The 12,479-nt window shown below is 35.6% G+C and carries 12 protein-coding genes; 2 read left to right on the top strand and 10 right to left on the bottom strand.

Annotated features, from left to right (window positions below; translation table 11 throughout):
• Positions 1 to 139: 139 nt before the first annotated feature.
• The 6 genes from ACTQ5K_RS12345 to ACTQ5K_RS12320 all read right to left on the bottom strand — a co-directional run bounded on the left by ACTQ5K_RS12345 (position 140) and on the right by ACTQ5K_RS12320 (position 6,863).
• Positions 140 to 757: a thymidine kinase gene (locus ACTQ5K_RS12345; RefSeq protein WP_031538947.1), complete on the bottom strand. Its 618-nt coding sequence runs from the start codon at positions 755 to 757 to the stop codon at positions 140 to 142.
• A gap of 325 nt (positions 758 to 1,082) precedes the next feature.
• The gene (gene rpmE / locus ACTQ5K_RS12340) at positions 1,083 to 1,283 is read right to left on the bottom strand and encodes a 50S ribosomal protein L31 (protein ID WP_031538948.1); all 201 of its coding nucleotides are present in this window, start codon (positions 1,281 to 1,283) and stop codon (positions 1,083 to 1,085) included.
• A gap of 194 nt (positions 1,284 to 1,477) precedes the next feature.
• Positions 1,478 to 2,752: a transcription termination factor Rho gene (gene rho, locus ACTQ5K_RS12335; protein WP_031538949.1), complete on the bottom strand. Its 1,275-nt coding sequence runs from the start codon at positions 2,750 to 2,752 to the stop codon at positions 1,478 to 1,480.
• A gap of 802 nt (positions 2,753 to 3,554) precedes the next feature.
• Positions 3,555 to 4,841 (bottom strand): UDP-N-acetylglucosamine 1-carboxyvinyltransferase, encoded by a 1,287-nt coding sequence (locus ACTQ5K_RS12330; protein WP_031538950.1) that lies wholly within the window; start codon positions 4,839 to 4,841, stop codon positions 3,555 to 3,557.
• 417 nt (positions 4,842 to 5,258) lie between these two features.
• On the bottom strand, positions 5,259 to 6,116 hold the full coding sequence (locus ACTQ5K_RS12325) for a class II fructose-bisphosphate aldolase (protein ID WP_031538951.1): 858 nt from the start codon (positions 6,114 to 6,116) through the stop codon (positions 5,259 to 5,261).
• A 381-nt stretch (positions 6,117 to 6,497) separates the two neighbouring features.
• Positions 6,498 to 6,863 (bottom strand): response regulator, encoded by a 366-nt coding sequence (locus ACTQ5K_RS12320; RefSeq protein ID WP_109769197.1) that lies wholly within the window; start codon positions 6,861 to 6,863, stop codon positions 6,498 to 6,500.
• 186 nt (positions 6,864 to 7,049) lie between these two features.
• Here ACTQ5K_RS12320 and ACTQ5K_RS12315 point away from each other — a divergent pair, with 186 nt between their 5' ends.
• A complete protein-coding gene (locus ACTQ5K_RS12315) occupies positions 7,050 to 7,583 on the top strand; it encodes a DUF2529 domain-containing protein (RefSeq protein WP_031538953.1) in 534 nt (177 codons plus the stop codon).
• Between the two features lie 103 nt (positions 7,584 to 7,686).
• On the opposite strand, the gene ACTQ5K_RS12310 is transcribed toward ACTQ5K_RS12315, so the two are convergent.
• The 3 genes from ACTQ5K_RS12310 to ACTQ5K_RS12300 form a co-directional block, all read right to left on the bottom strand.
• Positions 7,687 to 9,291 (bottom strand): CTP synthase, encoded by a 1,605-nt coding sequence (locus tag ACTQ5K_RS12310; protein WP_031538955.1) that lies wholly within the window; start codon positions 9,289 to 9,291, stop codon positions 7,687 to 7,689.
• A 362-nt stretch (positions 9,292 to 9,653) separates the two neighbouring features.
• Positions 9,654 to 10,223, bottom strand: a complete 570-nt coding sequence (rpoE, locus tag ACTQ5K_RS12305) for a DNA-directed RNA polymerase subunit delta (RefSeq protein WP_441993966.1) — start codon at positions 10,221 to 10,223, stop codon at positions 9,654 to 9,656.
• Positions 10,224 to 10,463: 240 nt separating this feature from the next.
• Positions 10,464 to 10,667 (bottom strand): hypothetical protein, encoded by a 204-nt coding sequence (locus ACTQ5K_RS12300; RefSeq protein WP_031538958.1) that lies wholly within the window; start codon positions 10,665 to 10,667, stop codon positions 10,464 to 10,466.
• Positions 10,668 to 10,868: 201 nt separating this feature from the next.
• On the opposite strand from ACTQ5K_RS12300, the gene cls reads away from it, so the two are divergent.
• The gene (gene cls / locus ACTQ5K_RS12295) at positions 10,869 to 12,071 is read left to right on the top strand and encodes a cardiolipin synthase (protein ID WP_031538960.1); all 1,203 of its coding nucleotides are present in this window, start codon (positions 10,869 to 10,871) and stop codon (positions 12,069 to 12,071) included.
• 85 nt (positions 12,072 to 12,156) lie between these two features.
• Here the strand turns inward: cls and ACTQ5K_RS12290 are convergent, their stop codons facing one another.
• The gene (locus ACTQ5K_RS12290) at positions 12,157 to 12,327 is read right to left on the bottom strand and encodes a XapX domain-containing protein (protein ID WP_035416617.1); all 171 of its coding nucleotides are present in this window, start codon (positions 12,325 to 12,327) and stop codon (positions 12,157 to 12,159) included.
• Positions 12,328 to 12,479 lie beyond the last annotated feature (152 nt).

Raw genomic sequence — 12,479 nt, 5'->3', positions numbered from 1 at the left:
ACAGTTTTTTTGCCCACGCAAAAACACCTCCGAATAATGTCACAATACTTATCTCAAGTATTGCCATTTTGGAGGTGTTTTATATTGTCTCACTATTTTAGGTTAGTCCATAAAACCGTTCCTAACAAGAGCTCTTTTCTTATAAAGCTGTTGATGTATTATCTTTATTTGCTTTCTCTGTACTTCTAGGCACTTCATGATGATGGCGGCATCGAGGTTCATAAGACTCAGATGCTCCTACTAAAATGACCGGATCTTCGTAGCAAGCCGGTGAACCATTAATCAATCTTTGTGTTCTGCTTGCTGGTGATCCGCAGACTGCACAAACAGCTTGAAGCTTTGTCACTAATTCTGCGATTGCCATTAATTCCGGCATTTTTCCGAATGGCTCGCCTCTAAAATCTTGATCCAGACCTGCACAAATGACACGATGGCCACTATTTGCCAAATGCTGAATAACACCAATAATTTCATCATCAAAAAATTGTACTTCATCTATTGCAACTATCTCTATATCGGAAGTCACATATTCAAAAATGTCGGCTGATTTACTAATAGGAATCGCATTAGTCGTTGCTCCATTATGTGATACAACTGATTCATCACTATAGCGATTATCAATACTTGGTTTAAACACGATAAACTTCTGCTTAGCAAATTTCGCCCTTCTTACACGACGGATGAGTTCTTCTGATTTTCCTGAAAACATACTTCCACAAATAACTTCAACCCATCCATGATGTTTCATTACATACATGAAACCGCTCCTTCCTAATATAAACAACTTCTCTCTTTTCTTACTCTATTCTACTTTTTCTATTTCAATCGTCAGGGTGTGAATATATACATCCAACATTCTCTCTTACCTACTTTAACAGCTATTAAGGCTGATTGAAATAATATATTCGACTCAAACTTCATTTTTAACAGCATCTCCAATAGATAACTAATCAATAAATGCATTAAGATACTTAAGAATAAAAGCGATAATAATTACTTTCATTATTAAATATCCTACTATAAGTCAAAATAAAAAACAGGCAAGGAGAAAGTAACTTCTTGCCTGTTCTTGATATTCCATATTACTTAAGGCCGTATTTTTTGTTGAAGCGATCAACACGTCCGCCAGCTTCAGCAAATTTTTGACGTCCAGTATAGAACGGATGGCACTCAGAACAAGTTTCAACTTTGATTTCTTTTTTAACTGAACCAGTTGTGAACTCGTTACCACAAGCACATTTCACCGTAATTTCGTTATAAGTTGGATGAATTCCTGCTTTCATTTCTTTTCATCTCCTTCCGCCCTGCAACTTTCGAAACAGAGTTATAAAACAATGCCAGAAGCACTGTAATTTCAAAAACACATTGAGTATATTATATCAAGGACATTCTTGTTTTGCAACACTATTAACAATGCATTAATTACCAAATATTGAAAACTACTTAAAGCATTTCCTCCACTTGTATCCTTCAGCGCTTACGATCGCTTAGCAGTGCCAGCTTTCATTTGTTCTCCTAGGATGGCAAAGAAGTCTTCATTGCTTTTTGTTTGTCTTAATTTTCTTAGGAACTTTTCAGCAAAGTCTGGTGAATCAGACATTGATTTACGAATAGCCCATAGCTTGTCTAAATGTTCTTTCGGAATCAATAGTTCTTCTTTACGTGTTCCAGAGCGTCTAATATCAATAGCTGGGAATATTCTTCTTTCTGCTAGTGCGCGGTCTAAATGAAGTTCCATATTACCAGTACCTTTAAACTCTTCATAAATAACATCATCCATACGTGAACCAGTATCGACTAACGCTGTTGCCAATATGGTTAAGGAACCTCCCTCTTCTATATTACGAGCTGCACCGAAGAATCGTTTTGGGCGATGGAACGCACCAGGATCGATCCCCCCTGATAATGTTCTTCCACTTGGAGGAATAACCAGGTTATAAGCGCGGGCTAATCTTGTAATACTATCCATCAAAATAATAACATCACGCTTATGCTCCACAAGACGCATCGCTCTTTCTAGAACCAATTCAGCAACTTTAATATGGTTTTCTGGAACCTCATCAAAAGTAGAGCTTACAACATCTCCACTTACTGATCTTTCAATATCGGTAACTTCTTCTGGTCTTTCATCAATTAGTAAGACTATTAATTCTGCTTCCGGATGATTATTCGTAATACTATTTGCTATTTCCTTAATCAACATTGTTTTACCAGCTTTTGGAGGAGCCACAATTAACCCACGTTGTCCAAAACCAACAGGTGCTAATACATCCATAATTCTAGTAGAAACATTTCGCTGTGTTGTTTCTAAATGTATTTGTCGATTTGGGTACAGAGGAGTTAGAGCTGGAAAATGAACTCTTTCTTTCGCTGTCTCCGGATCATCTCCATTTACCGCTTCTACCTGTAGTAAACCGAAATATCTTTCGTTTTCTTTTGGTGGACGAACTTTTCCAGAAACTTTATCCCCATTTCTTAAATCAAATCTTCTAATTTGAGATGCAGATATATAAATATCCTGTGAGCTTGGAGAATAATTAATCGGTCTTAAGAAGCCAAACCCTTCTGACTGAATAATCTCAAGAACACCTTCCATGAAAAAATAGCCCTCTTGCTCTGCTCTTGCCTTCAGGATCGAGAAAATCAGTTCCTTTTTTGTCAACTTGCTATAGTAGGCAACTTTGTATTCTCGAGCTAACTCATACAACTCTTTTAATTTCATATTTTCTAAACTAGATATATTTAATCCCATTTTTACACCACTCTTTTGTATTTTCAGTTATCCCGACCATTTTTTATCGAAATGTGGGAAGGCTAATCTTCTGTTTGAGGCGAACGCTTTTTGTGAAGAGAAATTTTGATGCGAGAAATAATTAATGTGAAGGATGGAAAAGAAGATTCCTACTTCTTCTCCAACTATCGATAAATCGTACACTTCCGTTTTTTTAAGGCTCACTTCATAAGTAGTTTATTAATAAAGAAGAATAAGCCATTGTACGAATAAAAATTTATCTTAAGAGGAGTTTTTATTTTATCCTTCATGTTTCTAATGCTTCTTTCGAGAAATCTATCAAAAGCACTCTCTATTTTACCTCCATCTAGGAAAAATGTGCAACAAGAATTTTTTTACTATCTCCTTGTTTACTCATCAGCGGAAGCAAAATATGGATGAAGACTCTTATGATCCTTCTTTTTTTAGGATCGCTCGAAAAGGAAGGTAGGTGAGGATGCTTAGTGAATATTCTCGTTTTTTGAGAATATCGATTCTTTCGTCAACGCAAATGAAAAGGATGGTCCCGACATCCTTTATTGTGCAAGTATACTTTTTTATAAGTATCGGAATGTATGGATTAATTATACCTATTCCAGGTAAAATTCTCTTCTTGTTCCGCATTATTCTTTGGGCAAAGAGGGGTCTCCTGTTACCTTCCCCGTATGCTTTATGAAAAGGGCTTAGGAGGTTAATTTCTACTTATGACAGGGGGAGCATCATCCCCCACTTTTCTTTTTGCTCAAGAACAGATAATCCTTTTCAAATAAATAATCAACATACATTATCCATTATTTATTTGTTCATATTCTTCTTCAGTCATTTTTTCACGCCATATGGTAGCTCCTAAGCCTGTAAGCTTCTCGACAATATGACTATACCCTCTATCTATATGTTCTAGGCCTGTTATTTCCGTTACTCCATCAGCCATAAGTCCTGCTATCACTAGCGAAGCTCCTGCACGCAAATCGCTTGCTTTTACTTTCGCCCCTTGTAAATGAACAGGTCCATTTATAATCGCAGAACGCCCCTCCACTTTGATCGTGGCATTCATACGACGCAGTTCATCTATATGTTTAAATCTAGCACCATAGATTGTGTCTGTAACCATACTTGTACCAGTTGTTTTTGTTAATAGAGACGTGAATGGCTGCTGAAGATCTGTTGGAAAACCTGGATATACCAGTGTTTTGATGTCTACTGGTTTTAGGGAACGGTTAGAGCTCACAAACACTTGCTCATCACTTGACTCAATCGAAACTCCCATTTCCCTTAACTTTGCGATTAGGGACTCTAAGTGCTGTGGGATTACGTTATCGACAAGGACTCCATCTCCAACTGCAGCACCAATAATAATATACGTACCAGCTTCAATCCGATCAGGGATAATCGTATGACGACAACCATTTAAATGCTCTACCCCTTCAATTCGAATCACATCGGTGCCTGCACCTTTAATTTTTGCTCCCATATTGGTTAAAAGTGTTGCCACATCAATGATTTCCGGCTCTTTCGCTGCGTTTTCAATGATTGTCTTTCCTTTTGCTCTTACTGCTGCAAGCATAATATTGATTGTTGCTCCGACACTTACTACATCTAAATAAATTCTTGCTCCTCTTAACTCATCTGCCCGAAGATAAATGGCACCTTGTTCATTTGTAACCTGTGCCCCAAGTGCTTCAAACCCTTTAATATGCTGGTCTATAGGTCTTGGTCCAAGATGACAACCACCAGGTAATCCAATAACTGCCTTTTTGAATCGTCCTAACATTGCTCCCATCAGATAATAGGAGGCACGCAATTTTTTTACCTTTCCATTCGGCATAGGCATAGAAATCATGGAAGATGGATCTATTGTTATATCAGAGTCTGATATAGATACCGTTCCACCTAGTTCTTCCAAAATTTCTTTTAATATTTGAACATCTGAAATGTCAGGTAATCCTTCAATCGTTACTGGGGATTCAGCTAATATGGTCGCTGGTATAAGTGCAACAGCACTATTTTTCGCACCACTTACCCTTACTGTTCCTTTTAATGGAGATCCACCTGCAATCATAAGTTTTTCCATTTCTAGCTCCCTTCTAAGCCAATGCAAAAGTACAAGTTCTGCTATAAGTTAATCAAGATGAGGCTTGGATGTAGAATCTTGTTTGAATTACTGTTACTTATTATACCAAATATTAAGACTTAATGGAAAAGTATATATGTATGAACTTTTGTTCTTATTTATTGATAAAGTACAAACATTTTTAGTATTACCTATAAAGTACAACTTCAATCAGTTAGAGAGTGTTCAAAAGTAAGTTTTCTCCCTTTCTAATTTTTCAGCATTTATTTTATACTATTTTTCCCAAACCATTTGTAGGAAGCTGTTGTCTGTTCTTTGATTTAACCTTTTTGCCTGGATCTAGAAAAAAAAGACATAGAAAAGAGGATATCTTTAAGGCTATTTCCCTTAAAGATATCCTCTTTCTATTCTTATCAATTAAGCTCTATTTGAAGAACCGAATTCTTTGATTTTGCCGATTACTGTTGCTTTAATCGCATCACGAGCTGGTCCTAAATATTTACGTGGATCGTATTCTTCTGGTTTAGCAGCTAATGTTTCGCGAACTGCTTTTGCAGAAGCAATTTGGTTTTCTGTATTAACGTTGATTTTAGCAGTTCCTAAAGAAATTGCTTTTGTGATATCTTTTGTTGGGATACCAGTACCACCGTGTAATACTAATGGTAAACCAGTTAAGTTACCGATTTCTTCCATTTCTTTGAAACCTAAGTTTGGCTCACCTTTGTAAGGACCATGAACAGATCCTAATGCAGGAGCTAATGTATCAATACCAGTACGTTTAACAAGTTCCACACATTCGTTAGCATCAGCATAAATTACGCCTTCAGCTACAACGTCGTCTTCTTGTCCACCAACAGTACCAAGTTCTGCTTCAACAGAAACACCTTTAGCATGTGCATACTCTACTACTTTAGAAGTAATTTCAACGTTTTCATCAAATGAATGGTGAGAAGCGTCGATCATTACAGATGTAAAACCAGCATCAATTGCGTCTTTACATTTTTCAAAGCTTGAACCGTGATCTAAGTGAATAGCAACTGGAACAGTGATGCTATAGTCTTCCATTAAACCTTCAACCATTTTCACAACAGTTTTGAAGCCACCCATATAACGGGCTGCACCTTCAGAAACCCCAAGAATTACTGGAGATTTTTCTTCTTCTGCAGCTTGAAGAATTGCTTGAGTGAACTCAAGGTTATTTAAGTTAAATTGACCAACAGCATAGCCTTCTGCTTTTGCTTTGTTTAACATGTCTTTCATTGAAACTAAAGGCATATTTCTTCCTCCTTATTTAATGATCGTTCTTTGTTACAAGAGAATCTTTATTAAATTTCCCAAAGGAAAGTTGAATATGTATATCATACCTCAAGTAATCAAAAACGAATCATTCCTTTTAAACTCAATTGTAATCATACCAAAATAAAACAAGAAATGCTATCGTTCAAGCTTTTTTTTCTATTTTGTCACAATTTAGTTTATCATTTTACAAATGAAGACGCTTTAAGTATGGACATCGTTGCTTGCTCAAACAATGCAACAGAAGAACCACCAATGTCTTCCATTCTAATTTGGTGGTTTTTTGTCTCTGTATATGGCTGTTTTCCGTAAGTTGCTAGGACCAACAGCCTTTAGAATTTATGTATAGATTTCGAATAATTACTCATTAATATATTTTTTCACAGCATCTCTGAGATCATCAATATCAAACGGTTTAGCAAAATGAGTGAGTGCTCCGAGATCTTTAGCTTCCTGAATCATATCTAATTCTCCATATGCTGTCATGATAATGACGCGAATATCTTGATTCAGCTTTTTCATACGTTTTAATATTTCAATACCATCCATCCCTGGAATTTTCATATCCAGTAGCACCAAGTCTGGAAATTCCCTTGTTACTATTTCTAACGCTTGAATGCCATTTGCAGCTTGAAAAGTTTTATATCCTTCCTTTTGAAAAACTTCATTCAAAAGGATTCTTATACCGAATTGATCATCAACAATCAGTATTTTCCCTTTCATCATTGACCCTTCCCTTCAAAGTTGAGTTTTTTATGTATTCTCTCGTTTTTAATCATAGTTATCTTTCTACTATTTGGTCAACATTTCCTGCTAATTCCCTTAAATTTTACCTTTTCTCCATATTTATTTATAATTAACTACTATAAATGTGAGTTACTGTTAATTTTTATAACAATGGAGGTTTTCCAAGTGCTTAAAATGTTCTCCACACAACTAAGTGGACTTTTTAAAAGATTGCATGAAAAAGAAGAGGAAGCAATTGAAGACAGTTCTAGATTATTAGCACAAGCCATCGTAAGTGATGGAAAAGTTTATTTCTATGCAACAAATGAAATGGCAGGTGTTATGAAAGAAGCTACTAAAGGGCTGGAGCCGATGTCAGGAGCTGAGGAGTGGACAAACTCCTCCCTTGAATCAATTACTTCCAATGATCGTTTCATTCTTTTCTCTCGTACAAATGAGGAGGAAGAGATTAACACTTTTGCCAAGAATTTATATGATTCCCAAATTCCTTTTGTTTCTGTCTGCTCGATTACTAATAGTGAAATCGAATCTGTGATTGACTTTGCAGATGTGGCGATTGATTTAAAAATAACGAAAGGTTTATTACCTGATGAGGAAGGAAATCGATATGGCTATCCTTCCTTAATTGCTGGCCTTTTTGTTTATCATGGCATTAAATTTACAACTGACGAGATTTTAAAGGAATATGATATTAAATAGGAAGAAACATAACATTATATGTTATAACAGCTAACAAAAAGAGGTTATTCCCATTAAAAGGAAGAACCTCTTTTTTTACTGCTTTTAACCAAATCTATCTTTATTATTTCTCCGCTAAGCGAATGGACGCACCAACAAATTCACGGAATAATGGCTGTGGACGAGTTGGTCTTGAAATAAACTCAGGATGGAATTGAGAAGCAACAAACCAAGGATGATCCTTAAGCTCTACTATTTCTACTAGACGACCATCTGGGCTAGTTCCTGAGAAAATAAATCCTGCGTTTTCCATCTCTTGACGATATTGGTTGTTAAACTCATAGCGATGACGATGTCTCTCATAAATTACTTCGTCTTGATACGCTTCATATGCTCTTGTTTCTTCTTTTAATTTACATGGATATAAACCTAAGCGAAGCGTTCCGCCTAAATCCTCTACATCCTTTTGTTCAGGTAAAAGATCGATTACTGGATGGGTTGTCTCTTCGTTAATTTCAGAAGAATGTGCATCATCCCAACCTAAAACATTACGAGCAAATTCAATAGATGCAACCTGCATTCCTAGACATATTCCGAAGAAAGGAACCTTTTGTTCACGTGCATATTGTGTTGCTAAAATCTTTCCTTCAATTCCACGATCTCCGAATCCACCAGGAACAAGAATTCCATCTGCATCTTGTAGCAATTCTTGTACATTTTCTTTTGTTACATGCTCTGCATTAATCCAATCGATATCAATATCAGCATCATATGCATAACCAGCATGCTTCAATGCTTCTACAACAGAAATATAAGCATCTTGTAGCTCTACATATTTACCAACAAGAGCAATTTTTGTTGTTTTAGAAAGATTACGCACCCGATCTACTAATTCAATCCATTCTGTCATATCTGCTTCTTGGCATTTTAGTTTTAGATGCTCGCATACAATTTGGTCAAGATTTTGTTCTTGTAATGCTAAAGGAATCGTATAAAGTGTATCCGCATCACGGCACTCAATAACCGATTTATTGTCGATATCACAGAATAACGCAATTTTGTCCTTCATATCTTCAGAAATAGGTTTTTCTGTTCTTACTACAATTACATTAGGCTGTATACCTAGGCTCCGTAATTCTTTTACACTATGTTGTGTTGGTTTTGTTTTCATTTCTCCTGCTGCTTTAATGTAAGGTACTAATGTACAGTGAATGTACATAACATTATCGCGGCCGATATCACTTTTAATTTGACGAATTGCTTCTAAGAAAGGTAATGATTCAATATCCCCAACCGTTCCACCAATTTCTGTAATAACAACATCTGCATTTGTTTCTCGGCCAGCTCTAAATACACGCTCTTTAATTTCATTTGTGATATGCGGAATTACTTGAACTGTCCCTCCAAGATAATCTCCTCTGCGTTCTTTTCTTAATACAGTAGAATAGATTTTCCCTGTTGTAACATTGTTATATTTTGTTAAATTGATATCAATAAAACGCTCATAATGACCTAAGTCTAAATCGGTTTCCGCACCGTCATCTGTTACGAATACTTCCCCATGTTGATAAGGACTCATTGTACCAGGATCCACATTGATATATGGGTCAAACTTTTGAATGGTTACACTAACACCACGATTTTTCAGCAAGCGTCCAAGAGATGCTGCTGTAATCCCTTTTCCTAGTGAAGATACTACTCCACCTGTCACAAAAATATATTTTGTCATTATATGATCCCCCTTGATTTAAGTTTGCTCCAATTCCTCTTTATTTAAGACGAATTGACTAATTTTTTTAGAGGGGTATGAAACGATTGTTGTTTTTACTTAAGGCCGTTTTCGTAAAGCTTGTTGCTATTACCCGCAGCTAGAATCTACTGGTGTGAGCAGTGAACCTCCAAGGTATCATCTTTCTCACTAATACCACAACAATCTTTTAGAAAACAGCATTACTAAAAAATAAAAAGCGCTCCTCTTACTTTTCCAAGTAAGGGAGCGCTAAATTTAGCGAATTTAAGTTCGTTCCTCTTTTTAAGGAGCCCAAAAAAGATTTTACTAGCAAAGACCGTAAAAGTCAAGACTAGGGAGAATTATTTATTTTCATCCTCTTCATCTTCGAATTCGTCGTCCTCTTCTTCATCTTCTTCATCTAAATCATCATAATCTTCTTCGATTTCTTCATCGAAATCTTCATCTTCCGATAAATCATCGTCTAGTAAATCATCGTCTTCTTCATCCAAATCATCGTCATCCTCATCTAGAAGCTCTTCATCATCTAGATCAGCATCGAAGTCATCGAACTCGTCTTCATCTAAGCTATCAAAATCATCGAAGTCTTCCGCTACAGCTTTTTTCGACTTTTTCTTCTTCGGTTTTGTTACTGTTACTACATCTTCCTCTGATTTATCTACAGGATACCATAAACGAAGTCCCCAACGGTTGTCCCCTAATGATAAGAAACGACCATCAATATTAACATCTGTATAAAATTGTGCAATTCTTTCATTAACCTCTTCTTCACTTAACCCTACTAATTTTGCTACTTCATTCATTAGTTCATTAAATGCATAAGGTGTTTTGCCACCATTCATAATTTCATACGCTACATCAATTAGTGCCATTTCTTTAAGTTCTTCTTTTGTGTATTTATCAACACTCATTTTTTCGCACTTCCTTTCTTATCTACTCTTATCCCCTTCCTGAAAGCTTGGACCAATTCAGGTGGAAGTTTCACGTTTCGGGTGTTTATTATTTTTTATACATCTTATTGATCTTTTAAAAATCAATCCATTTAACCTAATTTATTTTAGAAGGTCTGTTAAGAAAAGAAACCTAACTAAAATAGTAAAAATACATATTCTCCATTATAAACAAATTTTAGGTGAATATGCTAGTTCTAGTTAAGGTTTATTTAACTTTTCTTTGAAATAGAAGTTTTTCTTCTCTTTTTCGACTTTATTTTGATCTGATTGCTTTTTCTTCGCTAGTTTAAAAAAGAGGAGGGATAAGAGAAAAAAGCCGATGGAGCCCAATTGAAGCTTATAAAGGAACGAAAACAAAACTGCATATAAAACTATCCCTATTGTAATCAATATTTTCCGCACTGCTAATCCACCCCAACTTAAATAAAGTTTATCCTTCCTTCTAGAATAACGATTATTAGAAGTGCTCTGCAAGTCTCTTATTAATTTATTGGCAATTTTCCAAACAAATAGTTGAGAATTCTTAAAATTCTCCTATTAATACGAAAGGTATGAAAGGAATAGAATATCGGCAATACTATCCTTTTAAGGAGGGAATTATCAATGAAGATATTCTTGGTTATCCTATGCATTATTGCCATACTTATTTTCCTTCTCTATATGGACTATCAGTTAGGAAAGAGAGCACAGCAAAAACGAATAGACCGAAAAAACCATCCTTTTAGATATACTGATTTCCACATATATTCTGACGGGACAGAACTATTCCCAGCCCTGTTTCAAGCAGTCAAAGAGGCAAAAAGCCATGTCCATATTCTTTTCTATACGATTAAAACAGATAGTATTTCCAATGAATTTCTACACCTTTTAAAAACCAAAGCACATGAAGGGGTGGAAGTACGCCTTATTTTAGATTGGTTAGGCAGTATCAATATAAGAAAAAGAATAAGAAGAAAATTAAAGCAAGCTGGTGTTCAATTTGCTTTTTGCCAGCTCCCAACGTTTCCTTTTCTCTTTTATTCCTTACAAGTAAGGAATCACAGAAAAATCGCTATCATTGATGGGAAAATTGGTTTTATGGGTGGTTTTAACATCGGAAAGGATTATATTCATGAGAACTTTAAATTAAGCCCTTGGCGTGACTACCATCTTCAATTAATAGGAGAAGGGGTCGATGACTTACAGCGAGAATTTTTAATAGACTGGTTAAAAGCCTCTAAAATAAACTTACTACAAAACCAAGTGTACTTTCCAGCGCAGACAAAAGGAGAAACAAGACATCAAATTATCCCTACACAAGGAGTTTATTTAGAAGAGCTACTATGCAATTTGATCAAAAACAGCAAAAGAAGTCTTTTAATTGCTACACCTTACTTCATTCCTAGCAAGCGAGTAACAGAAGAATTATTAAGAGCATTACATAGAAATGTGAGTCTCACCATCCTTATTCCAAATAAAGCGGATCATATGCTTGTTAAAGAAGCGGCATTTCCCTACTTACGGAAACTATTAAAGGACGGGGCAAGTGTTTATCAATATATGAATGGCTTTTTTCATGGTAAATTAATAAATACCGATAATGAAATTATGATTGTCGGTTCATCCAATTTCGATCGCCGCAGTATCTTTTTGAATCATGAGCTGAACTGTTGCATATATGATCCTGTTTTTATTGCAAAAATGAATAAAATTACTACGATGGATTTGGAACAAGCAAAGGAGTTATCTCTCGAGGATTTAAAAAGGATACATTTATGGAGTATGGTAAAAGAATGGCTTGCCCGTCTTTTTGCCCCATTTTTATAGGATGAACCTTTCTTTAATCAGTGGGATATGTCTCCCACTGATTATTTTACAAAGGTGTTTATCTACCCATTGTTTCAGGAGGAACTTATCTTTGAAAAAGGACAATAATCCATTCAAACGCACGGTATCCGGCATATATTCCAAAAATACCAACGATACCCGAAAAGGCACCTGGGGCTGGGATTGGCAGTTTCAAAAGACCAAAAATAAACCCAGTTAAAAATCCAGTTATTAAAGCAAATACCACTAATTTCACAAGCATCTTCCCTTCAAAAGTAGATGCTTTTATTATTCGAAAAGTTAGTTCGAAATATCCGATGATTCCTTAATCAGCTTTGCTGTTTTTTATAACAGGGATTTTTAGTTTCACCGTGAATGATTTTATCGATAGATTTTTCTCAAAGAGCG

The organism is Niallia sp. Sow4_A1, from assembly GCF_052116745.1.
Taxonomy (GTDB): Bacteria; Bacillota; Bacilli; order Bacillales; family Cytobacillaceae; genus Niallia; species Niallia hominis.
The sequence above is the reverse complement of the archived record's forward strand: the minus strand, read 5'-3'. Positions and strand labels throughout refer to the sequence as shown.

Excerpts from the sequence above, each read along its gene's own strand:
- ACTQ5K_RS12345 (WP_031538947.1), bottom strand. The coding sequence starts at position 757 with ATGTATGTAATGAAACATCATGGATGGGTTGAAGTTATTTGTGGAAGT.
- rpmE (WP_031538948.1), bottom strand. The coding sequence starts at position 1,283 with ATGAAAGCAGGAATTCATCCAACTTATAACGAAATTACGGTGAAATGT.
- rho (WP_031538949.1), bottom strand. The coding sequence starts at position 2,752 with ATGGGATTAAATATATCTAGTTTAGAAAATATGAAATTAAAAGAGTTG.
- ACTQ5K_RS12330 (WP_031538950.1), bottom strand. The coding sequence starts at position 4,841 with ATGGAAAAACTTATGATTGCAGGTGGATCTCCATTAAAAGGAACAGTA.
- ACTQ5K_RS12325 (WP_031538951.1), bottom strand. The coding sequence starts at position 6,116 with ATGCCTTTAGTTTCAATGAAAGACATGTTAAACAAAGCAAAAGCAGAA.
- ACTQ5K_RS12320 (WP_109769197.1), bottom strand. The coding sequence starts at position 6,863 with ATGATGAAAGGGAAAATACTGATTGTTGATGATCAATTCGGTATAAGA.
- ACTQ5K_RS12310 (WP_031538955.1), bottom strand. The coding sequence starts at position 9,291 with ATGACAAAATATATTTTTGTGACAGGTGGAGTAGTATCTTCACTAGGA.
- rpoE (WP_441993966.1), bottom strand. The coding sequence starts at position 10,223 with ATGAGTGTTGATAAATACACAAAAGAAGAACTTAAAGAAATGGCACTA.
- cls (WP_031538960.1), top strand. The coding sequence starts at position 10,869 with ATGAAGATATTCTTGGTTATCCTATGCATTATTGCCATACTTATTTTC.